This window comes from Nucisporomicrobium flavum (assembly GCF_016464385.1).
Lineage (GTDB): Bacteria > Actinomycetota > Actinomycetes > Mycobacteriales > Micromonosporaceae > Actinoplanes > Actinoplanes flavus_A.
Window position 1 is genome coordinate 129,463 of record NZ_JADMLH010000009.1, and the last position, 22,891, is coordinate 152,353.

Consider the following 22,891-nt stretch of genomic DNA (forward strand, 5'->3'; position numbering starts at 1 on the left):
CACGTTCCCCGTCAGAGCCTAGCGGGACGCACCGTACACACCGGCACGGAACCTCGCACACCACATTCCCAGGCGTTACCCGTACACTCTTGCGGGCGTGTGGCGTGGCGCACGGGCGCCGAGCGTGAGAAGGGAATTCCCAGGTGGTCTCCAGCAAGGACCGGCAGCGGAAACTGGCTCGGGAGAAGCTCGATCGCCAGCTGGCACGCCGGGCCGCCAGGCAGCGCCGGCGGCGGCAGATCCAGGCCGGGCTCGGCGCCGCGGCCGCCCTCATCCTCATCGTGGCCGGCATCGCCTGGCTCGGCGGCGCGTTCGACAGCGACGACACTACGACGGACGCGGCGGACTCCGACGTCTGCGCGTGGACGCCGCAGAACGCCGAGACCAACAAGAACCTCAAGGACGTCGGTGAGCCGCCCACCAAGGGAATCCCGACGGCGGGCAGCCGGCCGATGACGATCACCACGGACAAGGGCGCGCCGATCGTCGTGAGCCTGGACCTGGAGAACGCCCCGTGCAGCGCCGCCGACCTCGCGTACCTGGCGGGCAAGCAGTTCTACGACAACACCACCTGCCACGAGCTCACCACCGAGGGCGCGATCCGCTGCGGTGACCCGAGCGGCACCGGGCAGGGCGGGCCCACGTACAGCGTCTACAACGAGAACGTGCCGCTGGCCCCGACCCCGGAGCCCAGCGCCTCGGCGGCGCCCTCGAAGACGCCGGCCGCCCCGCTGTACCCGAAGGGCACGGTCGCGCTGATCGGCGACCCGCCGGGCAGCAACGGCAGCCAGTTCCTGATCTTCTCCAAGGACTTCACCCCCAAGGGCGAGCCGCAGTACCCGATCGTCGGCCGGGTCACCGGCGGCATGGACACGGTGGCCGCGATCGCCAAGATCCCGACCGTGGCCAACGCCGCCGGCGACAAGGTCAAGCCGAAGGACAAGATCACGGTCCAGAGCGTGACCGTCGGCGAACCCAGCGCCACCGGCGCGGAGGCCACCCCGTCGGCGCCCGCTCCGTCCGCGTCCAGCCAGTCCTGAGTTTTCTTCGAGCACACTCCCCACCGACCGCAGCCAACGCACGCAGGCATACAGGAGGAACACCGTGTCGTCGATCAAGGACAGGCAGCGCGCGGCGGCGCGGGCCCGCCTCGAGAAGGAGATGGCCGAGCGGGCCGCGGCCGCGAAGAAGCGGCGCCAGCGGCAGGCCATCATCGGCTCGGCCATCGCGGTCATCGTGATCGCCGGCGCTGCGGTCTGGATCGTCAGCGCGCTCGGCAACGACGACGACAAGGCCCCCAGCGCGTCCGCGCCGCCGCCCGGCACCGTGGCCTGCCAGTGGATCCCGGAGGACGGCAGCAGCGGCGGCCAGATCAAGGACACCGGCGGCACGCCCCCGGCCAACGCGCCCAACACCGGCAAGAGCACGCTCACCATGGACACCAACCTCGGCCCGATCACGGCCACGGTCGACCTGTCCAAGGCCCCCTGCACCGGCGCGGCGTTCACGTACCTGGCGAGCAAGAAGTTCTGGGACGGCACCAAGTGCCACCGGCTCACCACCGCCGGCATCAAGGTCCTGCAGTGCGGCGACCCCAACGCCAAGGGCAAGGGCTACCGCCAGACCGACGGCCAAGGCGGCCCCAACTTCAAGTACCCCGAGGAGAACCTGCCGACCAACGCCAAGCCGACGTACCCCAAGGGCACGATCGCCATGGCCAAGACGCAGGCCCCCAGCACGACGGGCAGCCAGTTCTTCATCGTGTACGCCGACACCGACCTGCCCGCCGACTACACCGTCCTCGGCACCATCACCAAGGGCCTGGACATCGTGGAGAACGTGGGGAAGAAGGGCAGCGACGACGCCAACGCCAAGGGCGACGGCCACCCCAAGCAGGAAGTGGACATCAAGACGCTCACGATGACCGCGGCCTGACAGCCGGACAGCGGAAAGGGCGGGCCCCCTCGGGGGTCCGCCCTTTCCCGTGCCGCTCTCTTTTCCGTGCCGCGCTATGCGCCGGACGTCACCCGGTAGGCATCGAAGACACCGTCCACCTTGCGGACGGCGGCGACCAGGTGACCCAGGTGCTTCGGGTCGGCCATCTCGAACGTGAAGCGGCTGACCGCCACCCGGTCGCGGGTCGTGGTGACCGTCGCGGACAGGATGTTGACCCGCTCCTCCGACAGCACCCGCGTCACGTCGGCGAGCAGCTTGTGCCGGTCCAGCGCCTCCACCTGGATGGCGACCAGGAACGTCGACGCGGACGTCGGCTTCCAGCTGACCTCCACCACCCGCTCCTGCTGCGCACGCAGGTCCTCGGCGTTGGCGCAGTCCTCGCGGTGCACGCTGACGCCGCCGGAGCGGGTCACGAAGCCGAACACGGCGTCGCCGGGCACCGGGGTGCAGCAGCGGGCCAGCTTCACCCACACGTCGCTGACGTCCTTGACGACCACGCCCGGGTCGTTGGCGGTGCTGCGGTTGCGCGGCGGGCGGGTCGCGACGGCGGTCTCGGCGATGTCCTCGACCGCGCCCTCCTCGCCGCCGAAGCCGGCGACGAGCTTGCCGACCACCGACTGGGCGGAGACAGTGCTCTCGCCGACCGCGGCGTACAGCGACGACACGTCGGCCAGGTGCAGGTCGCGAGCGATCGTGGTGAGGTTCTCGCTGGTCAGCATGCGCTGCAGGGGCAGGCCCTGCTTGCGCATCGCCTTGACGATCGCCTCCTTGCCGATCTCGATCGCTTCCTCGCGGCGCTCCTTGTTGAAGTACTGCCGGATCTTCGTGCGCGCCCGCGGGCTCTTGACGAAGCCCAGCCAGTCCTGCGTCGGACCGGCCGTCGCCGACTTCGAGGTGAAGATCTCGATGACGTCGCCGTTGGACAGCGTCGACTCCAGCGGCACCAGCTTGCCGTTGACCCGCGCGCCGATCGTCTTGTGGCCGACCTCGGTGTGCACCGCGTACGCGAAGTCCACCGGCGTGGAACCCGTCGGCAGCGGGATGACGTCGCCCTTCGGCGTGAAGACGTACACCTCCTGGCTGGACAGGTCGAAGCGCAACGCGTCCAGGAACTCGCTGGGGTCGCTCGCCTCCCGCTGCCAGTCCAGCAGCTGCCGCAGCCACGTCATCTCGTCGATGTGCGCCGGCGGCCCGACGATCGTGGCGCCCTTCTGCTCCTTGTACTTCCAGTGCGCGGCGATGCCGAACTCCGCCGTACGGTGCATCGCGAAGGTCCGGATCTGCATCTCGACCGGCTTGCCGGTCGGCCCGATGACCGTCGTGTGCAACGACTGGTACATGTTGAACTTGGGCATCGCGATGTAGTCCTTGAACCGGCCCGGCACCGGCTGCCAGTTCGCGTGGATGACGCCCAGCGCGGCATAGCAGTCCCGGACCGTGTCGACCAGGATGCGCACCCCGACCAGGTCGTAGATGTCGTTGAAGTCGCGGCCCCGCACGATCATCTTCTGGTAGATCGAGTACAGGTGCTTCGGCCGGCCGGTGGTCTCCGCCTTGATCTTGGCCGACTTGAGGTCGAGGCTCACCCGGTTGGTGACCTGCCGCAACAACGCCTCGCGCTGCGGCTGGTGCTCGCCGATCAGCCGGTTGATCTCCTCGAACCGCTTCGGGAACAGCGTGCCGAACGCGAGGTCCTCGAGCTCCCACTTGATCGTGTTCATACCGAGGCGGTGCGCCAGCGGAGCCAGGATCTCCAGCGTCTCCTTGGCCTTCTGCTCCTGCTTCGGGCGGGGCAGGAAGGTCAGCGTCCGCATGTTGTGCAGTCGGTCGGCCAGCTTGATGACCAGCACGCGCGGGTCCTTGGCCATGGCGACGACCATCTTGCGGATCGTCTCGGCCTTGGCCGCATCCCCCAGCTTGACCCGGTCCAGCTTCGTGACGCCGTCGACCAGCAGCGCGACCTCGCCACCGAAGTCGGCCCGCATCTGCTCGAGGCTGTAGTCGGTGTCCTCGATCGTGTCGTGCAGCAGCGCGGCCACCAGCGTCGTGGTGTCCATGCCCAGGTTCGCCAGGATCGTCGCCACGGCCAGCGGATGTGTGATGTACGGGTCGCCGGACTTGCGATACTGCCCGGAATGCCAGCGCGCGGCGACGTCGAAGGCACGCTGCAGCGCCCGCCCGTCGGCCTTCGGATGGCTGGCCCGGTGCGTGGCGATCAGCGGCTCGAGCACCTCGCTCACCTGCGTGCTCTGCCAGGGAGCATTGAACCGCGCCAGCCGGGCCCGCACCCGGCGGCCGGTGGGCGCGCTGGCGAGCCCACCGAAGGTACTGGGCGGCTCCTCGCCGGGCGCCAGCGGCTGGGTCGCCTCCGGATCGGCGAGCGGAGCACCCGCGGCGCGGACTCCCGCGGCCGCGGCCGCGGCTCCGGCGGCCACGGCACCGGTGGCCGCGGCACCGGTGGCCGCGGGGCGCGCGGCTGTGGCGGGGCGCGCGGGTGCGGCGGGGCGCCCGGGTGCGGCGGGGCGCGCGGGTGCATTGGGGCGGACGGGTGCGGCGGCGCCGGCATCCGGGGTGCGGGCCGGCGCGGGACCGGCCGTTCCGGATCCGGCAGTCGCTGCTTCGGCGCCCGTTCCGCGCGCGGCCGCAGGTCCGGCGGCCGGGTTGCGCGGGGCCGCAGCTTCGGTGGCCGCGGGGCGCGGGGCCGCAGCTTCGGTGGCCGCGGGGCGCGGGGCTGCGGCTTCGGGGGCCGCGGGGCGCGTGGCTGCGGCTTCGGTGACGGTTGCGCGCGGGGCCGTGGTTTCGCTGGCCGGGGGGCGCGTCGGAGTGGCGGCCGGGACCGGGGCGTTCGCCGAACCGCCGGCGGACGTCACCTCCGGCGTCGCAGGGCTAGCCGGTGGGGTGGAAGTCGTCGGCTTGGTCGGGGTAGCTCCGTCAGGCTTCGCCGGCGTCGCCGAGTCGTTCGGCGGCGTGGAAGCCTTGGTCGCGTCGGTCGGCTGCACCGTGCCCTCCGTCGGAGGGGCGACGTCGCTGGACACCGGCCTCCTCACGTCGCTACTGCTCACCTGGTTGGAAACGCCATCCTACCCGCCCGGACTTCCCCGGCGGCCCGGCCTGGCGGCCGGAAACAGTGCCACCATCCGGCCACAACAGGATCAAACGGTCAAGAGCGCATGCACCGTACGGGGAGCCAGCCGTTCCCGCCCGCCCAGGAAGCCCAGCTCCATGAGCACGGTCAGGCCGGCGACCGTCCCACCGGCCTGCTCGACCAGCTCCACCGCCGCCCCGGCCGTACCCCCGGTAGCGAGCACGTCGTCCAGCACGAGCACCCGATGACCGGCGATGAAGGCGTCCTGGTGCACCTCGAGGGTCGCCTCGCCGTACTCGAGGGCGTACGAGGCGGCGAACACGTCCCGCGGCAGCTTCCCGGCCTTACGGATCGGCACGACACCCTTACCGGTCGCGTACGCGACAGCCGCCGCCAGCACGAACCCGCGCGCCTCGACCCCGGCCACTACATCGAACGAATCGGCACCGTGGTGCGCGATGATCCGGTCGATCACCGCGTGGAACACCTCGCCGTCGGCGAACAGCGGCATCAGGTCCTTGAAGAGGATCCCCGGCTTCGGGAAGTCGGGAACATCGACGACCCGGCTCGCGACCAGCGCGGCAACCTCGGGGCCGCTGTCCCCCCGTACCTCTGCAGTAGTTTCCGTCACGCGGCACAGCCTAGGGCGTCCCCCCACGGCGCGCGGCCCCGCCCGCCGACCCACCCCGCCACGCCGCCACGACCAAGCCGGGCGCACCAAACCGGCCCAAGCCGGGCCGGGCCGGGCCAAGCCGAGCCGAGCCGAGCCGGGCCAAGCCGAGCCGGGCCGGGCCGGGCCAAGCCAAGCCGGGCCAAGCCAAGCCGGGCCAAGCCGGGCCGGGCCGCACAAAGCCGGCCGCGTCACGAACTTGCCCGCAAACGCCGCGGCGGCCCGCCACCGCGAGGGTGACGGGCCGCCGTTCGAACGACAGGGATCAGCGGCGCTTCTGGCCGCCGCTCGGCCGGTTGCCGGCGCCGCCCCCGCGGTTCCGCTTGCCCGCGGGCCGGGCGCCCGGACGCGGCGTCGCCGACGGGGTGGAGCCGGCCAGCGCCGGGACCTCGTCCGTGCCGGTCTTGGACGCACCCGCACCCGTACCAGCACCCGCGCGGGCCCGGTCGCCGCGGGCCACGTCGCCGGAGCGAGCCGATGAGCGGCGGGCCAGGACGCGGGCGTTGTGGGACTTGATCCGCGGTTCCTGGTCCTTGAGCGCCGACAGCATCGGCGCCGCCAACATGATCGAGGAGAGCACGCCGAGGCCCATGCCGACGAAGAGCACGAGGCCGAGGTCCTTCAGGGTGCCCGCGCCGAGCAGGCCGGCGCCGATGAAGAGCAGGCCGCCGACCGGCAGCAGCGCCACCAGGCCCGTGTTGATCGAGCGCATCAGGGTCTGGTTGACCGCCAGGTTGGTGGCCTCGCTGTACGTCTGCGAGCTGCCCGCGGTGATGCCCCGGGTGTTCTCCTGCACCTTGTCGAACACGACGACGACGTCGTACAGGGAGAAGCCGAGGATCGTCAGGAAGCCGATCACCGTCGACGGGGTGACCTCGAAGCCGACCAGCGAGTACACGCCCGCCGTGAGGACGAGGTCGAGCAGCAGCGACGTGACCGCCGCGACCGCCATCCGCCATTCGAAGCGGACGACCAGGTAGCCGAGCACCAGCACCAGGAAGATGCCGAGGCCGAGCAGCGCCTGCTGGGTGACCTGGCCACCCCACGCCGCCGAGACCCGGTTGTCGTTGATCTTCTCGGACGGCACGCCGAGGTCCTTGGCGATGGCCTCCTTGACCGCGGTGGCCTCCTGCTGCGACAGCGCCGCGGTGCGTACCGAATATGTCCGGCTGTCCCCGCTGCCGACCTGCTGGGCCGCGGTGACGTTGGCTTCCTCGCCGACGCCGGCGCTGTTCACGGCCTTGACGACGGCGTTGCGCGCCGCGGTGGTGCTGCCGACCTGCGCCGGCATCTCGAACTGGGTGCCGCCGGAGAACTCGATGCCGAGGTGGAAGCCGCGGACGAGGAAGCTGCCGAGCGCGAGCAGGACCAGCGCCGCAGCGACCGCGAACCACGTCTTGCGGCGGCCGACGATGTTGAGGTTGGCCTCGCCCCGGTAGAGGCGTTCGCCCAGGCCCATGGCCATGTCAGGCCTCCTTCTCGGTCGGGGTGCGCTGCAGGACGCGGCCGAGACCGCTGACGCGCGGCGACAGGAACGCCTTCGTGCTCGCGAACAACGTCATGATCGGGTGACGGAACAGGAACACCACGACGAGGTCCAGGACCGTGGAGAGGCCCAGCGCGAACGCGAAGCCCCGCACCGCGCCGATCGACACGATGTAGAGCACCACGGCCGCCATGATGGTGATGGTGTTGGCGGAGATGATGGTACGCCGCGCCCGCGCCCACGCCCGTGGTACGGCGCTACGCGCGCTGCGGCCCTCGTGGATCTCGTCCTTGAGGCGCTCGAAGTAGATGACGAACGAGTCCGCCGCGACACCGAGCGAGACGATGAAACCGGCGATGCCGGCGAGCGTCAGCGTGAACCCGGTCGTCCGGCCGAGCACCACCAGCGCGCCGAAGGTCAGCAGACCCGACAGCACCAGGCTCAGGAAGATGACCGAGCCGAGCAGCCGGTAGTAGAAGAAGGCGTAGATCGCGACCAGGCCCATGCCGATCGCGGCGGCGATCAGGCCCGCCTTCAGCTGCGCGAGGCCCAGCGTCGCGGTGACCGTCTGGGTGGTGCCGGCCTCGAAGGTCACCGGCAGCGCGCCGTACTTGATCTGGTCGGCGAGCTGCTTGGCCGAGGACGAGCTGAACTGCCCGGTGATCTGGGACTGGCCGCTGAGCACGCCCTGGATCTCCGGCGCCGAGATGACTTCCTTGTCGAGCACGACGGCGACCAGGCAGTGCGTGGCACCCGTGGACAGCGCCTGCGCGGCGGTGAGGCAGGTGTCGTTCGCGCCCGGCTGGAAGGCCTCGCGGGTCAGCGCCGTCCACTTGGACTGGCCGGGGCCGGTGAAGTCCAGCGAGACGACCCACTGGCCGCTCTGCTGGTCGAGCTGCGGCGACGCGGTGTCGATGTCCGTACCGACGACCTTGGCGACGTCCAGCAGCATCTTCGCGCCGCTCTGGCAGGCCACCACCTTCGACTTGACCTCGTCGATGGCGCCGGCGGGACGCTTGTTGAGCTGGTCGCAGCTGATCGTCGGGACGTTGAACTGCATCTCCGGCGTCAGCGCGTTGACCTCGTCGCCGCTCAGCGTGCTGAACGCCTTGAACTTCTGGCCCGCGGCCGGGTCCGACGAGAGGTCGACCGGGTCGGTCAGCTTCTCCGCGGCGGCCCAGGCCTCCGCGCCGACCTTCTTCTGGATCGCGGCCCGCTGCTCCTGGACGCCGGCGCTGACCGGAGGAGGCGAGACCGGGGCGGCCGACGGGGTGGCCGCGGGCGCCGACGGGGTGGCGCTCGGCGACGGCGCCCGCTCCCAGCCGCCCTGGCCGCCGGCGGAGGCGGACGGCGCGGGGCTGCCGGTCACGGCCGGAGCCTTGGCGCCGGCGGAGGCGCTCGGCTTGGGCGCGGCGCTGGCGCTCGGCGCGGCCGACGGCGGGTTCAGGGCCACCGCGGCGTTGTCGCCGGTCGCCTTGAGCACCTTGCGGAACCGCATCTGCGCGGCCTGGCCGACGTTCTTCAGCTGGTCGTTCGCCTCACCGGCGACGGAGACCACGATGTTGCGGTTGCCCTCGACGACGACCTCGGCCTCGGCGACGCCCAGGGCGTTTACCCGCTGATCGATGATCTTGCGGGATTCCTCCATGCTCTCCGGGCTCGGCGCCTTGCCGCCCGCCAGCGAGGCGACGTACGTCGCCTGCGTGCCGCCGACCAGGTCGAGGCCGAGCTTCGGGTGCAGCCGCTCCTGATAGCCCAGGCCCTTGGTGCCCGGACCCCAGAACACCAGCACGTACAGGATCACGAAGAGGAAACCGAGCACGGCGAGTTGCCGCCCGGGATGCGGTTGTCCCTGTGGTGGTCGTGCCACGACTGTCGATCTCCTCGTGCTGAGAGCCGCCGCGGGAGCGCACGGCCGCGGGTGGGGATTGGGTGGAGCATGCGGCGCCGGGCGTCGGACGCGAGAAACGGTCGAACCGCCCGGCGACGATTATTCACAACAAACGGGCCGCTCGGGTGCCCCGACCCGTGGCCCGTGCGCGATCCGCGCCGGTGTGGCCGCCCGGCCGGCGGCCACAGGACGCGGAATCAGTCGTTGTTCTTGCGCGTCTCGACGATGGGGCTTTGGATCGGCTCCTCGGCGATCGGGGCCTCGACGGGCTCCTCCGCGATCGGCTCCTGCTTGAGCACGCGGGCGATCGCCGGACGGGCGTACCGGGCGGTGACACCCGGGGAGAGCTCCACCGTGACGACGTCGTCGTCGATGGCGACCACCGTGGCGTGCAGGCCGCCGATGGTCACGATCTCGTCGCCGGGACCGAGCGCCGACTGCATCGCCTGCGCCTCGCGGCGCCGCTTCTGCTGCGGGCGGATCATCATGACGTACATGACGCCGAAGAGCAGGACGATCAGGAGGAGCGGCATGAAGCTGCTCCCGCCCTGCGCTTGAGCTGCTGAGAACACGAGGAAACCTTCCGTGGGGCCACCATCGCGACCCAGGGCACGCGGTGTGGCGACATATACATCCCGGTGGACGGCGGCGAGTCTAATCCCTGTACCTGGGAAGTCACCGCGCGGCACACGTCACGTTCACATTACGGAGAGGAATCCGCATCCCGGGCGAACAGGTCCGGCTGGTGCGGCATCCCCGCCCGGCCCTCCGGCGGCGTCCTGCCCAGGTGCCGCCACCCGGCGTCGGTCGCCACCCGCCCCCGCGGCGTGCGGGCCAGCAGCCCGGCGCGCACGAGGAACGGCTCGCACATCTCCTCGACGGTGTCGGACTGCTCCCCCACCGCCACGGCCAGCGTGGACAGGCCGACCGGTCCGCCCCGGAACGACTCGATCAGCGCCCGCAGCACCGCCCGGTCCAACCGGTCGAGGCCCAGCTGATCGACGTCGTACACGGCCAGGGCCGCCTTCGCCGTCTCCTCGTCCACGATGCCGTTGCCCCGGACCTCGGCGTAGTCCCGTACGCGCCGCAGCAGCCGGTTGGCGATCCGCGGCGTCCCCCGCGACCGCCCGGCGATCTCCGCGGCCCCCTCGGGCGTGATCGGCACCCCGAGGATGCGCGCCGACCGGTGCAGCAGAGCGTCCAGGTCGGCCGGCGAGTAGAAGTCCAGATGGGCGACGAACCCGAACCGGTCGCGCATCGGCCCGGACAGCAGCCCGGCCCGCGTGGTGGCTCCGACCAGCGTGAACGGTTCGACGTCGAGCGGGATCGCGGTGGCGCCCGGCCCCTTGCCGACGATCACGTCCACCCGGAAGTCCTCCATGGCGCTGTAGAGCAGCTCCTCGGCGGGCTTCGCGATCCGGTGGATCTCGTCGATGAACAGCACGTCGCCGGGGCCCAGGCTGGTGAGGATCGCGGCGAGGTCACCGGACCGCTCGATCACCGGCCCGCTGGTGGTCCGGATCCCCGTCCCCAGCTCCGCCGACACGATGTTCGCCAGCGTCGTCTTCCCCAGGCCAGGCGGCCCTGAGAGAAGAATGTGGTCCGGGGGTGTCCCGCGGCCCATCGCTCCTTTGAGGAGCAACTCGAGCTGGTCGCGGACGCGGTGCTGGGCGATGAAGTCGGCGAGGCGGCGGGGCCGGACGCTGGCTTCCGCGTCCAGGTCCTCGTCCTCGGCGTACGGCGACACCAGGTCGTCGGTCATCGGGTGCGGCCCAGCAGGCGGATGGCCTGGCGGAGCAGGACGGGGACCGGGGGTGTCTCGCCGTCGACGGACTCGGCGACCGCCGCGACCGCCTGGTCGGCCTGCTGCGCCGACCAGCCGAGCGCGAGGATGCCCTGGCGGACCTGGTCCTGCCAGCCGCCGGTGAGCGCACCGGCCACACCGTCGGCGCCGGTGGAGACGGCGCCGATGCGGTCGCGGAGTTCGAGGACGAGGCGTTCGGCGCCTTTCTTGCCGATGCCGGGCACGCGGGTCAGCGCGGCGATGTCGCCGGCGGAGATGGCGCGGCGGACGGCTTCGGGCTGGTGGACGGCGAGCACCGCCTGCGCGAGGCGGGGGCCGACGCCGCTGGCCGTCTGGAGGAGTTCGAACAGGTGCTTCTCGTCGTCGTCGGCGAAGCCGTACAGGGTGAGCGAGTCCTCGCGGACGACGAGGCTGGTGGCGAGCCGCGCCTCGGCGCCGGTGCGCAGGCCGGCAAGGGTGCCGGGGGCGCATTGCACGGCGAGGCCGACGCCGCCGACCTCGATGACGGCGCTGTCGGCGGCGATGGCGGCGACGGTGCCGCGCACGCTGGCGATCATCGAGGACCTCCTGGGGTACGGCGGGGAGCGGGGCGCGGCGCCACGCGGCGGCCGGCGGTGGCGGCCCGGACGGCGGCGGCCTGCAGGCGTGCGCGGGTGCCGCCGCGCCAGATGTGGCAGATCGCGATGGCGAGGGCGTCGGCGGCGTCGGCGGGGCGGGGTGGCCCGTCGAGGTTGAGCAGGCGGGTGACCATGCTGGTGACCTGGGCCTTGCCGGCGGTGCCGGAGCCGGTGACGGCGGCTTTGACCTCGCTGGGCGTGTAGGTCTCGACGGGCAGTCCGGCGCGGGCGCCGGCGAGGATGCCGATGCCGCTGGCCTGGGCGGTGCCCGTGATCGTCTGGGTGTTGTGCTGGCTGAAGACGCGTTCGACGGCGACGCTGTCGGGCCGGTGCTCGGCGACGAGGTCGGTGAGGGATCTGTCGAGGTGCAGCAGCCGCATGGGCAGCTCGTCGTCGGGTTCGGTGTAGACGACGTAGTAGCCGATGAGCTTGCAGGGCCGGCCGGGTACGCCCTCGACGACGCCGACTCCGCAGCGGGTGAGTCCCGGGTCGATGCCGAGCACGCGCACCACGGACCTCCCCTGTCTCACGTACGTGTGTTCGACACCCTAGTACGCCGCGACCTGCCCGCTTCGAGCGACACACGTGGGGTACCCGGATCGACCGGTTGTGTTGTGACCGCCGCCACTCGACTATGGGGTGGGAGGATCGCTGTGGCTCATCTGGTCCCGCCGATGGACGACGAGCCGCCACCGGAGTTCATCGCGTTCGTGGCGGATCGTCTCGCCGGTCTGCGCGCGGAGGCGGCGCGCCTGTCCGGCGGTGACCGGCAGTCGGACGCGCTGGCGATCGATGTGCTCACGGACCTGGCGGTGCATTGGCGCCGGTTGCGCTGGGAGGGCTGGCTGCGTGGGCAGGATGTGACGGGCCCGTATCTGGCGCACCGGCTGGAGGTGCGGACGAAGCAGTGGCGCGAGGAGCAGATCTATCCGGTCGAGGTGACGGTCGGCCCGTCCGCGGAGGCTCTGGACTGGTACCGGCCGCCGGCCGCGGCTGCCGCCGAGGCGGAGGAGGCCCCGTCGCGCGCGGTGGCGGTGACGGTCGCGCAGCGTCTGGCGGATCTGCTGCCGACGACCGTACGCGACGAAGCCGGCGTGGTGGCCGAGGCGGAGATCGCGTGGGTGCACGCGTACCGGCGGTACGTGTGGTGGCGCTACACCCGGGTGGGCATCGGGGTCGTGCTGCTCTTCGGCTATTTGATCCATTTCATGTCGGCGGCCTCGAACGTGGCGTGAACGACGAAGGCCGCCCGGATCAGGACCCGGGCGGCCGCGACAAGCTTCGTTCAGGCGTCGAGCGCCGCCATGATCTCGTCGCTGACGTCGAAGTTGGCGTAGATGTTCTGCACGTCGTCGCAGTCCTCGAGCACGTCGATCAGCTTGAAGACCTTGCGCGCGGCCTCCTCGTCGACCGGGACGGTCATCGTGGGGACCAGGGAGGACTCGGCCGAGTCGTACTCGATGCCGGCGTCCTGCAGCGACTTGCGGACGGCCACCAGGTCGCCGGGCTCGCTGACGACCTCGAACGAGTCGCCGAGGTCGTTGATCTCCTCGGCGCCGGCGTCGAGGACCGCGAGCATGAGGTCGTCCTCGGACAGCCCGCCCTTGGGGACGATGATGACGCCCTTGCGGTTGAAAAGGTACGACACCGAGCCGGCGTCGGCGAACGTGCCGCCGTTGCGGGTCAGCGCGGTGCGCACCTCGGTCGCCGCGCGGTTGCGGTTGTCGGTGAGGCACTCGATGAGCATGGCGACGCCGCTGGGGCCGTACCCCTCGTACATGATGGTCTGCCAGTCGGCGCCGCCGGCCTCCAGGCCGGAGCCGCGCTTGACCGCGCGGTCGATGTTGTCGTTGGGCACCGAGCTCTTCTTGGCCTTCTGGATGGCGTCGTAGAGCGTGGGGTTACCGGCCGGGTCGCCACCGCCGACGCGGGCCGCCACCTCGACGTTCTTGATCAGCTTGGCGAACATCTTGCCGCGCTTGGCGTCGATGACGGCCTTTTTGTGCTTGGTGGTCGCCCACTTTGAGTGGCCGGACATACGTAACCTCCGTGTGTGCCTACCGTGCGTCTGCGGCCTGGCGGACCATCTCGACGAAGTACCGGTGAACGCGGAGGTCCCCGGTCAGCTCCGGGTGGAAAGCCGTGGCGAGCAGGTTCCCCTGCCGGACGGCGACAATCCTACCGGCGGCGGGTCCGTCGCTGACGCGGCCCAGCACCCGCACGTCGGCGCCGACCTGTTCGACCCAGGGCGCCCGGATGAAGACGGCGTGGAAATCGCCGCCGGGCACGTCGTCGATGTGCACGCCGGCCTCGAACGAGTCGACCTGCCGGCCGAACGCGTTGCGCCGGACGGTCATCTCGATGCCGGCGAAGGTCTCCTGGTCGGGGCGGCCGTCGAGGACGGTCGTGGCCAGCATGATCATGCCGGCGCAGGAGCCGTAGACGGGCATGCCGTCGGCGATGCGCTTGCGGATCGGGTCGAGCAGGCCGAACGTGACGGCGAGCTTGCTCATGGTGGTGGATTCGCCGCCGGGGATCACCAGCGCGTCGACGTCGTCGAGTTCCTCGGGGCGGCGTACCGGGCGGGCGAGGGCGTCGCTCTCGGCGAGCGCGCCCAGGTGCTCGCGGACGTCGCCCTGCAGGGCGAGCACACCGATGTTCATCGTTCCTCCGGACATGGCGCCGCGCCCGGGGCCCCGGGCGCCGCGGCGCCCCCGCGCGGGACGGGGCACCCCCCCCGCGGGTCCGGGTCCCCCCGGCCCGGCCGCCGCCCCGCCCCCCGGGCCCGGCGCGGCTACTCGGATCTGCTCTACCAGCCGCGCTCGGCGAGGCGGTGCGGCTGCGGGACGTCCTCGACGTTGATGCCGACCATGGCCTCGCCGAGGCCGCGGGAGACCTTGGCGATCACGTCGGGGTCGTCGTGGAAGGTGGTGGCCTTGACGATGGCGGCGGCGCGCTGGGCCGGGTTGCCGGACTTGAAGATGCCGGAGCCCACGAAGACGCCCTCGGCGCCGAGCTGCATCATCATGGCCGCGTCGGCGGGGGTGGCGATGCCGCCGGCGGTGAACATGACGACCGGCAGCTTGCCGAGCGCGGCGACCTCCTTGACGAGGTCGTACGGCGCCTGCAGCTCCTTGGCGGCGACGAACAGCTCGTCCTCGGGCAACGACGTGAGCCGGCGGATCTCGGCGCGGATCGTGCGCATGTGGGTGGTGGCGTTGGAGACGTCGCCGGTGCCGGCCTCGCCCTTGGAGCGGATCATCGCCGCGCCCTCGGTGATGCGGCGCAGCGCCTCCCCGAGGTTGGTGGCGCCACAGACGAAGGGGGCGGTGAAGGCCCACTTGTCGATGTGGTTGGCGTAGTCGGCCGGGGTGAGCACCTCGGACTCGTCGATGTAGTCCACGCCGAGGGCCTGCAGCACCTGCGCCTCGACGAAGTGGCCGATGCGGGCCTTGGCCATCACCGGGATCGAGACGGCGGCGATGATGCCGTCGATCATGTCGGGGTCGCTCATGCGGGAGACGCCGCCCTGGGCGCGGATGTCGGCGGGCACCCGCTCGAGGGCCATGACGGCGACGGCGCCGGCGTCCTCGGCGATCTTGGCCTGCTCCGGGGTGACCACGTCCATGATCACACCGCCCTTGAGCATCTCGGCCATGCCGCGCTTCACGCGGGCCGTACCGGTGGTGGGCTGGCTGTCGGTCGCGCTCTCGGACACGATGGGTCGGCTCCTCACAGAGATCGGGTTCGCGAGGAATTTTATGCGCCGGGGCAGGCCACTCCGATGGCCAATCGACCCCCAAGTGGCCTTCTCCAGAGTGTTCCCAAGAGCACTCAGACTGCTGGGATGCGGGCGGGCGCGGTCTCCACCGGGTCGGCCGGGCGCGGCGCCACGGGCACCGGGTCGGGCAGGGTCGGGTCGACGATGTCGAAGTAGCGGGGGCGTTCGTACTGCCGGGCGAGGCCCAGCAGGCGTACGACCGGGCGGCCGCGGGCGGTGAGGGCGTCGCGGACGTGGTCGGTGTGCACCTGGCGGGCCAGCGCCACCCGGCGGCTGGTGCCCACCAGGGCGGTCGCGGCCGGGTCGGACGCGGTGAGCGAGGCGTCCTGCAGCTGGCGGGTCAGGTCGTTCTCCGCCGCCTCGCGCTCGTCGGGCAGGGCGTCCAGGGCGAGGCGGGCGGCCGCGTACAGCTCGACGAAGTCGGTGCGTTCGGCGACCACGGCAGCCGCGGCGGCGCGCCGCAGCAGGTGCGCGTCGAGGGCCCGGGCCGCCGACTGGGCGCGCACGTGGACCCGTTCGACGCGGTGCGCGGTCCAGGCCAGGTACGCCGCGAGCACAGAGACCACCGCGAGCGTCGCCACAAGCCACCACATGCCGGGCATCGTAGTGCCTGATCGTGTCGGAGAGTCACGTCCCGGGACGTGGTTCGGCCCACTCGTCGTCGAAGACCCGCCCGTCGGTGGCCTCGATCGCGGTCGTGTACACCTCGAGAACCCGTTTCGCCACCACGGGCCAGTCGAACGCCGTGACTACGGTGCGTGAGCATTGCGCCAGCTCGGAGCGACGGTCCGGATCGTCGAGGAGCTCTGCGAGCAGGGTGGTCAGCGCGGCGGCGTCACCGGTCGGGAACAGCGCACCGGCCCGGCCGCCGTCGAGCACGCGGCGGAAGGCGTCGAGGTCGCTGGCCGCGATCGCCGCGCCGGCCGCCATCGCCTCGGTCAGGATCATGCCGAACGACTCGCCGCCGGTGTTCGGGGCCACGTACACGTCGACGCTGCGCAGCATCCGGGCCTTGTCGGCCTCGCTGACCAGGCCCAGGAACTCCACCCGGGGCCGCAGGTCGGCGGGGATGCCGTCGTACAGCTCGTCGCGGTCGCCCGGGCCGGCCACCAGCAGGCGCAGGCCGGGACGCTCGCGGGCCAGCGTGACGAAGGCCGTACGCAGCAGCTCGAAGCCCTTGCGCGGCTCGGTGAAGCGGCCGAGGAAACCCAGCGCGCCGCCCTCGCCCGGCCAGCCCGGCAACGGCTCCGCCGTGGCGAACTTCGCCACCGCCACCCCGTTCGGGATCTCCACGGCGCCGCCGCCCAGGTGCTCGACCTGCACCTTGCGGGCCAGCTCGCTGACCGCGATCCGGGCGGTGATCTTCTCCACGACCAGCTGCAGCAGCCCCTGCGCGGCGGAGAGCGCCCGGGACCGGATCATCGCGGTGTGGAACGTGGCCACCACCGGCCCGCGCGCCGACAGCACGGCCAGCATGGACAGGCTCAACGTCATCGGCTCGTGCACGTGCAGCACGTCGAAGCGGCCCCGGGCCAGCCAGCGCCGGACCCGCGCGGTGGAGACCGGGCCGAACGCGATGCGGGCCACCGAGCCGTTGTACGGCAGCGGCAGCGCGCGCCCCGCGGGCACCACGTACGGCGGCAGCGCGGCGTCCTCGTCGGCCGGGGCCAGCACGCTCACCTCGTGGCCGAGCCCGATCAGCGCCTCGGCGAGGTCGACGATGTGGTTCTGCACGCCGCCGGGCACGTCGAAGGAGTACGGCGAGACGATCCCGATCCGCACGCTGGACCGCCCCCTCAGACCCGGGCGGCCGAGGTGAGCCACATCTTCTGCAGCATGTGCCAGTCCTGCGGGTGCCGGGCGATGCCCTCCGCGAAGGCGTCCGCGAGCCGCTGGGTGGTCACCTTGACCCGTACGTCGAGCGCGCCCTCGGTGGCCGGCTCGATGCGGCGGATGCTGCCCACCGTCTGCTTCTCGGTGAACCACAGGTCGACGGCGTAGAGCGGGGCGCCGGTGCGCAGCGCGAGCAGGGCCGGCCCGGGCGGCATCCGGGTGCGGCCGCCGAAGAACTCGACCTCGACGCCGCGGGCGGACAGGTCACGGTCGGCCAGCAGCGCCACCGCCCAGCCCTCGGCCAGCCGCTCCGCGAGCACGTCGAGCGGCGCGCGCTGGCCCCCGGTCAGCGGTACGACCTCCATGCCGAGCTTCTCCCGGTACGCCACGAAGCGCTCGAACAGCCCCTCGGGCCTGAGCCGCTCGGCGACGGTGATCAGCCGGTGCCCCTTCGAGACGAGCCAGGCGGCGGCCGCGTCCCAGTTGCCGGTGTGCGGCAGGGCCAGGACCGCGCCGTTGCCCTGGGCCAGAACCTCGTCGATCTCGGCCTCGTCGAGCAGGTCGAAGTCGCGCAGGAAGTCCTTCTTCGACTGCGACGGAAGCCGGAAGGCCTCCATCCAGTAGCGCGCGTACGAGCGCAGCCCGGCCCGGACCAGCTCGTCCAGCTCGGCCTCGGGCAGCTCCGGGCCGACCACCTGGCGCAGGTTACGGCGCAGCCGCTGGGTGCCGGGACCGTTGCCGCGGGCGGCCCGGTCGGCGCCGGCGTTGAAGAGCGCGCGCGCCGCCGGCAGCGGGAGCGTGCGGGCGAGCCGCCACCCCGCGGCGTAGCCCAGCTCGGTGAGCCGGTCCTTCACGGCAGATCACCCGCGGGCCGCACGGGCGCGGGCGGCGCGGCGTCGGGCCGGTCGGAGCGCGACGCGTGGATCAGCCGCTGGAGGACCGTGACGACGGAGAGCACGGCGAGCACCCAGAGCGCCGCGGGCAGGCCCCAGTCCAGCCCCGCGGCGCCGAGCAGGCCGCCGACGCCCACGATCAACAGGCGTTCCAGGCGCTCGGCGAGGCCCACGTCGGCGTTGAGGCCGAGGCTCTGCGCGCGGGCCTTCACGTACGAGACGACCTGCCCGCCGACCAGGCAGATGAGCGCCGCCCACACCCCGTTGTACGGGTTGTGCTCGGTGGCGAGGTAGTAGACGACCGCACCGAACACGGCGCCGTCGGCGATGCGGTCCATCGACGAGTCGAGCAGGGCCCCGAAGTGCCCGGTGCCGCCGCGCATGCGGGCCATCGTGCCGTCGAGGGCGTCGGTGAGCGCGAAGGCGGTCACCACGACGGTGCCCCAGAACAGTTCGCCGCGCGCGCCGAACGAGGCGCCGAAGAGCACGCCGACAGTGCCCGCGACGGTGACGGCGTTCGGCGTGACACCGATGCGCAGCAGGAAGCGGGCGACGGGGTTGATCCCGTACGAGAAGACAGCACGGGCGGTCACGTTGACGATCTTTGCCATGGGGGTCCCACCCTATCGGCGACCGCGACGCCTGGGTACGGCCCCGGTCACGCGTCGCCGAATCGTCACCCGGGACTTCGGTCCCGCGACGGCATGACTACTGGGGGTTGCGTCCCCTGCTGCGGCGGGTGTCAGATCCAATGACAGCGCGGAAACACCCGTGTGACAGCAGGCCGCCATCGCCGCACCTGACGGGTCGGCGGAGAATGGCCGCCTACCGGGCTGAAAGGGAGGTGCGTCCCGCAATGGCGCAGAAGACGCAGGACAACGCGGCAGGCCCGGTGGTGACCGAGCCCGGCAGAGTACGCAACGTGGTGCTGGTGGGCCACTCCGGGTCGGGGAAGACGACGCTCGTCGAGGCGCTGCTCGCCGCGACCGGCACGATCCCCCGGACGGGCACGGTGGCCGAGGGCACCACGGTCTGCGATCACGATCCGGCCGCCGTACGCCAGCAGCGGTCCGTGGCCCTGGCGTGCGCGCCCGTCACGCACCAGGGCGTGAAGATCAACCTGCTGGACACCCCCGGGTACGCCGACTTCGTCGGTGAGCTGCGCGCCGGGCTGCGCGCCGCCGACTTCGCGCTGTTCGTGGTCTCCGCGGTGGACGGTGTCGACGAGGCCACCACCGCGCTCTGGGAGGAGTGCGCCGCCGTCGGCATGCCCCGCGCGGTCGCGATCACCCGGCTCGACCACCCCCGGGCCGACTACGAGCAGACGCTGCAGGACTGCCAGGACGCGTTCGGCGAGAACGTCATGCCGATCTACCAGCCGATGCTGGGCGACGACGGCACCTCGGTCGCCGGGCTCATCGGCCTGGTCACCCTCCGGGTGCTGGACTACTCCGAGGGCTACCCGCCGCGCAGCACCGAGGCCGAGCCCGAGCACCTGAACCCCATCCAGGAGGACCGCAACCAGCTCATCGAGGGCATCATCGCCGAGAGCGAGGACGAGACCCTCATGGACCGCTACCTCGGCGGCGAGCTGATCAGCACCGACACGCTCGTGCCCGACCTGGAGAAGGCGGTCGCCCGCGGCAACTTCTACCCCGTCCTCCCGGTCTGCGCCGGCACCGGCGTCGGGCTCGACGCCCTGCTCGACGGCCTGGTCAACGGCGCGCCCTCGCCGCTGGAGCACGACCTGCCCGTGGTCACCGGCGTGGACGGCAGCCCGCGCCCGCCGCTGACCTGCGACCCGCAGGGCCCGCTGGTCGCCGAGGTGGTCAAGACGACGATCGACCGGCACGTCGGCCGGGTCTCCCTGGTCCGGGTCTTCTCCGGCACGCTGCGCCCGGAGACCGCCGTGCACGTCTCCGGCCACGGCCTGACCGAGCGCGGCCATCCCGACCACGACGCCGACGAGCGCATCGCGCACATCTACTCGCCGCTCGGCGTGCAGCTGCGCGAGGTCTCCGCCTGCATCGCCGGCGACGTCTGCGCGATCACCAAGTCGGGCAGCGCGGAGACCGGCGACACGATCTCCGGCAAGGACCAGCCGCTGCTGATGGAGCCGTGGTCGATGCCCGAGCCGCTGCTGCCGATCGCGGTGGTCGCCAAGTCCCGCTCCGACGAGGACGCGCTCGCCAAGAACCTGGCCCGGCTCGTGGCCGGCGACCCGACGATGCGGCTGGAGCGCAACCCCGAGACCCACCAGCTGGTGCTGTGGTGCATGGGCGAGTCGCACGCCGACGTCGTGCTGGACCGGCTCCGCTCCGGCGGCGTCGACCTGGACACCGAGCCGGTGAAGGTGTCGCTGCGCGAGACGTTCGGCACCGCGGCCAAGGGCCACGGCCGGCACGTCAAGCAGTCCGGCGGGCACGGCCAGTACGCCGTCTGCGACATCGAGGTGGAACCGCTGCCGCGCGGCGCCGGCTTCGAGTTCGTCGACAAGGTGGTCGGTGGCGCGGTGCCGCACAACTACATCCCGTCGGTGGAGAAGGGCGTACGGGCCCAGCTCGAACGCGGCATCGTCGCCGGCTACCCGGTCGTGGACCTGCGGGTGACGCTGGTGGACGGCAAGGCGCACAGCGTCGACTCCTCCGACGCCGCGTTCCAGACCGCCGGGGCGCTGGCCCTGCGCGAGGCGGCCGAGCAGGGCCAGATCACGCTGCTGGAGCCGGTCGACGAGGTCGTCGTCCGGGTGCCGGAGGCGTACGTCGGCGCGGTGATGAGCGACCTGTCCGGCCGCCGCGGCCGCCCGATGGGCACCGAGGGCGACGGCGGGCACAGTTTCGTCCGCGCCGAGGTGCCCGCGACCGAGCTGGTCCGCTACGCCGTGGAGCTGCGCGCGCTCACCTCGGGCGCGGGCACGTTCACCCGCACGTACGCCCGGCACGAACCGATGCCGGTCCACCTGGCCGAGGCGATCCGCAAGGAGCACGCCGCAGCGAAGTGACCTCTCAGACGGCCGCCGCCATCGGGTACGAAGGCAGCTCGATGGCGTTGGCCGCCAGGTGCAGCGGGCGGGTGACCTGCTCGATGATCTGCCGCTTCCACGGGTTGAACCGCAGGGTGCGCATCGCGTGGTGCAGCAGCGCGACCTTGACCCGCCCGCCGGGCACCATGTCGCCGGCCATCTTGCGGCCCAGCTCCTGGTTGCGGGCCACGTACGGGCGCATGACCGCCTCGTAGCGGTCGAACGCCGCCGCGTGCCCGTCCCCCTTCGCCAGCTCGCCGGCCAGCACGTACGCCCCCACCAGCGCGAGGCTCGTGCCCTGCCCCGACGACGGCGCCGGGCAGTGCGCGGCGTCGCCGAGCAGCACGACCCGCCCGGCCGACCAGCGCGGCAGCTCGACCTGGCTCAGCGAGTCGAAGTAGAGGTCGTCGACCGTGTCGAGGGTCTCCAGGAACGACGGCACCCGCCAGCCCGCACCGGCGAAACGCTCCCGCAGCACCCGCCGGCCGTCCACGTCCCTCGGCAGCACCGGCGACGCGAACACCAGCCCGGCCTTGGCCGGCTCCCCGGCGCCGGTGCTGTAGGCGAAGACCATCCGTCCCGGCTCGACGTGGAAGACCTCCTCGTGGTCCAGGCCGAGGTCGCCGTCGAGGTCGAAGATCGAGATGTACGCGCCCAGGTGCCGCAGCGGCACCTCCCCCATCGCCTTGCGCCGGGTCGCCGAGTGCAGCCCGTCCGCCGCCACGACCAGGTCGAAGCGCCGGGTGGCGCCGCCGGCGAAGGTCACCGCCACGCCGTCGGGCCGCTCGTCGAGGGACGCGATCGAGTCGCCGAAGACGTACTCCACGGTGCCGGCGGTGGCCGCGTACAGGATCCGGGTGAGGTCCGTCCGCATGACCTCGAGGTCGTCGCCGCGGCGGCCCATCAGCAGGTTCGCGTCGAGGGTGGCGACGGGCCGGCTGTCGCCGCGGACGTAGGTGACGGTACGCATCGCGGTGTCGGCGGCCCGCGCGGCCTCGAACACGCCGAGGCGCTTGAGCACCTCGACGGCCGCGCCGCGGATGTCGACCTTGTAGCCGCCGTCGCGCAGGGCCGGGGCCCGCTCGACGACCGTGACCCGGAATCCGTGCCGGTGCAGGGCCATGGCCAGGGCGGGACCGGCCACGCCGGCACCCGAGATCAGAACCTCACGCTCGCTCATGCGGCAACTATACAAACGTATTATACGTTTGTATAGAGCGAGCCTTCAGTCCGCTTGTGGGTGGCGGCGGGGTGGTTGGACCGGGCTTAGGATGGCGGGCATGGGACATCGCGAGGACCTGCTCGAAGGCGCGAAGCGCTGCCTCTACGAGAAGGGCTACGCGCGCACGACCGCCCGCGACATCGTGGCCGCCTCGGGCACCAACCTCGGCTCGATCGGCTACCACTACGGCTCCACGCAGGCGCTGATGAACGCCGCCATGCTGAGCGCCATCGAGGAGTGGGGCGAGACGATCGGCGCCGCGCTGGCCACCGAGCAGCCGGGCGAGACCGGCGACCAGCTGACCCGCTACTGGCGGCGGGTGATCGGCACCCTCGGCACCCACCGGGCGCTGTGGCTCGCCAGCGTCGAGGCGATGCTCGTGAGCCAGCACTCCCCCGACCTGCTCGAGCAGATCGCCGACGGCATGGAGCAGGGGCGCCGGGGCCTGGCCGCGCTCATCACCGGCCGCCCCGAGGACGACCTCGACGCCGAGACCGTCCGCACGCTCGGCTCGGTGGCGATGGCGCTGATGTCCGGCGTGATGACCCAGTGGCTGGCCGATCCCGGCCGGGCGCCGTCGGCGGAACAGATCGCGGCCGGCGTACGCGCCCTCGGAGCCGTAAGGGTGTAG

At 72.1% G+C, this 22,891-nt stretch carries 21 protein-coding genes; 5 read left to right on the forward strand and 16 right to left on the reverse strand.

All coding sequences use genetic code 11. From position 1 onward, the window contains the following. Positions 1–143 precede the first annotated feature (143 nt). Both IT780_RS22295 and IT780_RS22300 read left to right on the forward strand, forming a co-directional pair. Positions 144–1,040, forward strand: a complete 897-nt coding sequence (locus tag IT780_RS22295; RefSeq protein ID WP_199513562.1) for a peptidylprolyl isomerase — start codon at positions 144–146, stop codon at positions 1,038–1,040. A gap of 64 nt (positions 1,041–1,104) precedes the next feature. Further along, positions 1,105–1,935 (forward strand): peptidylprolyl isomerase, encoded by an 831-nt coding sequence (locus IT780_RS22300; protein WP_199513563.1) that lies wholly within the window; start codon positions 1,105–1,107, stop codon positions 1,933–1,935. Positions 1,936–2,009: 74 nt separating this feature from the next. Here the strand turns inward: IT780_RS22300 and IT780_RS22305 are convergent, their stop codons facing one another. The 8 genes from IT780_RS22305 to ruvC form a co-directional block, all read right to left on the reverse strand. Beyond that, positions 2,010–4,391 (reverse strand): RelA/SpoT family protein, encoded by a 2,382-nt coding sequence (locus IT780_RS22305; protein ID WP_307831314.1) that lies wholly within the window; start codon positions 4,389–4,391, stop codon positions 2,010–2,012. Between the two features lie 717 nt (positions 4,392–5,108). Further along, on the reverse strand, positions 5,109–5,672 hold the full coding sequence (locus tag IT780_RS22310; RefSeq protein WP_199513564.1) for an adenine phosphoribosyltransferase: 564 nt from the start codon (positions 5,670–5,672) through the stop codon (positions 5,109–5,111). A 304-nt stretch (positions 5,673–5,976) separates the two neighbouring features. Next, positions 5,977–7,176, reverse strand: a complete 1,200-nt coding sequence (gene secF / locus IT780_RS22315; RefSeq protein ID WP_199513565.1) for a protein translocase subunit SecF — start codon at positions 7,174–7,176, stop codon at positions 5,977–5,979. Position 7,177: 1 nt separating this feature from the next. Continuing rightward, the gene (gene secD / locus IT780_RS22320) at positions 7,178–9,067 is read right to left on the reverse strand and encodes a protein translocase subunit SecD (RefSeq protein WP_199513566.1); all 1,890 of its coding nucleotides are present in this window, start codon (positions 9,065–9,067) and stop codon (positions 7,178–7,180) included. Between the two features lie 218 nt (positions 9,068–9,285). Continuing rightward, complete coding sequence (yajC, locus tag IT780_RS22325; protein ID WP_372443767.1) at positions 9,286–9,660, reverse strand: preprotein translocase subunit YajC; 375 nt, start codon at positions 9,658–9,660, stop codon at positions 9,286–9,288. Between the two features lie 131 nt (positions 9,661–9,791). Beyond that, positions 9,792–10,850: a Holliday junction branch migration DNA helicase RuvB gene (gene ruvB, locus IT780_RS22330; RefSeq protein WP_199513568.1), complete on the reverse strand. Its 1,059-nt coding sequence runs from the start codon at positions 10,848–10,850 to the stop codon at positions 9,792–9,794. Then, positions 10,847–11,449 carry a Holliday junction branch migration protein RuvA gene (gene ruvA / locus IT780_RS22335; RefSeq protein ID WP_199513569.1) on the reverse strand — a complete coding sequence of 201 codons (603 nt, stop codon included), beginning with the start codon at positions 11,447–11,449 and terminating at the stop codon, positions 10,847–10,849. The genes ruvB and ruvA overlap by 4 nt, the downstream gene beginning before the upstream one ends. Further along, positions 11,446–12,018, reverse strand: coding sequence for a crossover junction endodeoxyribonuclease RuvC (gene ruvC / locus IT780_RS22340; protein ID WP_307831331.1), 573 nt, complete (start codon positions 12,016–12,018; stop codon positions 11,446–11,448). Before ruvC ends, ruvA begins: the two co-directional genes overlap by 4 nt. 144 nt (positions 12,019–12,162) lie before the next feature. Between ruvC and IT780_RS22345 the strand changes: the two genes are divergently transcribed. Beyond that, positions 12,163–12,744 (forward strand): hypothetical protein, encoded by a 582-nt coding sequence (locus IT780_RS22345; protein ID WP_199513570.1) that lies wholly within the window; start codon positions 12,163–12,165, stop codon positions 12,742–12,744. 50 nt (positions 12,745–12,794) lie between these two features. On the opposite strand, the gene IT780_RS22350 is transcribed toward IT780_RS22345, so the two are convergent. From IT780_RS22350 to pgsA, 7 genes are all read right to left on the reverse strand, one after another. Beyond that, complete coding sequence (locus IT780_RS22350; RefSeq protein WP_199513571.1) at positions 12,795–13,547, reverse strand: YebC/PmpR family DNA-binding transcriptional regulator; 753 nt, start codon at positions 13,545–13,547, stop codon at positions 12,795–12,797. Positions 13,548–13,566: 19 nt separating this feature from the next. Continuing rightward, entirely contained in the window at positions 13,567–14,172 is a 606-nt protein-coding gene (pdxT, locus tag IT780_RS22355; protein WP_199513572.1) for a pyridoxal 5'-phosphate synthase glutaminase subunit PdxT, read from the reverse strand. A 146-nt stretch (positions 14,173–14,318) separates the two neighbouring features. Then, on the reverse strand, positions 14,319–15,230 hold the full coding sequence (gene pdxS, locus IT780_RS22360) for a pyridoxal 5'-phosphate synthase lyase subunit PdxS (RefSeq protein WP_199513751.1): 912 nt from the start codon (positions 15,228–15,230) through the stop codon (positions 14,319–14,321). Positions 15,231–15,343: 113 nt separating this feature from the next. Beyond that, entirely contained in the window at positions 15,344–15,892 is a 549-nt protein-coding gene (locus IT780_RS22365; protein ID WP_199513573.1) for a hypothetical protein, read from the reverse strand. A gap of 25 nt (positions 15,893–15,917) precedes the next feature. Then, complete coding sequence (locus tag IT780_RS22370) at positions 15,918–17,072, reverse strand: glycosyltransferase family 4 protein (RefSeq protein WP_199513574.1); 1,155 nt, start codon at positions 17,070–17,072, stop codon at positions 15,918–15,920. 14 nt (positions 17,073–17,086) lie between these two features. After that, positions 17,087–17,977: a phosphatidylinositol mannoside acyltransferase gene (locus tag IT780_RS22375; protein ID WP_199513575.1), complete on the reverse strand. Its 891-nt coding sequence runs from the start codon at positions 17,975–17,977 to the stop codon at positions 17,087–17,089. After that, entirely contained in the window at positions 17,974–18,627 is a 654-nt protein-coding gene (pgsA, locus tag IT780_RS22380) for a phosphatidylinositol phosphate synthase (protein WP_199513576.1), read from the reverse strand. The genes IT780_RS22375 and pgsA overlap by 4 nt, the downstream gene beginning before the upstream one ends. 245 nt (positions 18,628–18,872) lie before the next feature. On the opposite strand from pgsA, the gene IT780_RS22385 reads away from it, so the two are divergent. Continuing rightward, positions 18,873–21,017 carry an elongation factor G-like protein EF-G2 gene (locus IT780_RS22385; protein WP_199513577.1) on the forward strand — a complete coding sequence of 715 codons (2,145 nt, stop codon included), beginning with the start codon at positions 18,873–18,875 and terminating at the stop codon, positions 21,015–21,017. A gap of 4 nt (positions 21,018–21,021) precedes the next feature. Here IT780_RS22385 and IT780_RS22390 read toward each other — a convergent pair whose 3' ends face one another. Beyond that, positions 21,022–22,218: an FAD-dependent monooxygenase gene (locus IT780_RS22390; RefSeq protein ID WP_199513578.1), complete on the reverse strand. Its 1,197-nt coding sequence runs from the start codon at positions 22,216–22,218 to the stop codon at positions 21,022–21,024. Positions 22,219–22,318: 100 nt separating this feature from the next. On the opposite strand from IT780_RS22390, the gene IT780_RS22395 reads away from it, so the two are divergent. Then, the gene (locus IT780_RS22395) at positions 22,319–22,891 is read left to right on the forward strand and encodes a TetR/AcrR family transcriptional regulator (RefSeq protein WP_199513579.1); all 573 of its coding nucleotides are present in this window, start codon (positions 22,319–22,321) and stop codon (positions 22,889–22,891) included.

Coding starts and splice junctions, on each gene's coding strand:
- secF (WP_199513565.1), bottom strand. CDS start 7,176: ATGGCCATGGGCCTGGGCGAACGCCTCTACCGGGGCGAGGCCAACCTC.
- ruvB (WP_199513568.1), bottom strand. CDS start 10,850: ATGACCGACGACCTGGTGTCGCCGTACGCCGAGGACGAGGACCTGGAC.
- ruvA (WP_199513569.1), bottom strand. CDS start 11,449: ATGATCGCCAGCGTGCGCGGCACCGTCGCCGCCATCGCCGCCGACAGC.
- IT780_RS22350 (WP_199513571.1), bottom strand. CDS start 13,547: ATGTCCGGCCACTCAAAGTGGGCGACCACCAAGCACAAAAAGGCCGTC.
- pdxT (WP_199513572.1), bottom strand. CDS start 14,172: ATGAACATCGGTGTGCTCGCCCTGCAGGGCGACGTCCGCGAGCACCTG.
- IT780_RS22365 (WP_199513573.1), bottom strand. CDS start 15,892: ATGCCCGGCATGTGGTGGCTTGTGGCGACGCTCGCGGTGGTCTCTGTG.
- pgsA (WP_199513576.1), bottom strand. CDS start 18,627: ATGGCAAAGATCGTCAACGTGACCGCCCGTGCTGTCTTCTCGTACGGG.
- IT780_RS22385 (WP_199513577.1), top strand. CDS start 18,873: ATGGCGCAGAAGACGCAGGACAACGCGGCAGGCCCGGTGGTGACCGAG.
- IT780_RS22390 (WP_199513578.1), bottom strand. CDS start 22,218: ATGAGCGAGCGTGAGGTTCTGATCTCGGGTGCCGGCGTGGCCGGTCCC.
- IT780_RS22395 (WP_199513579.1), top strand. CDS start 22,319: ATGGGACATCGCGAGGACCTGCTCGAAGGCGCGAAGCGCTGCCTCTAC.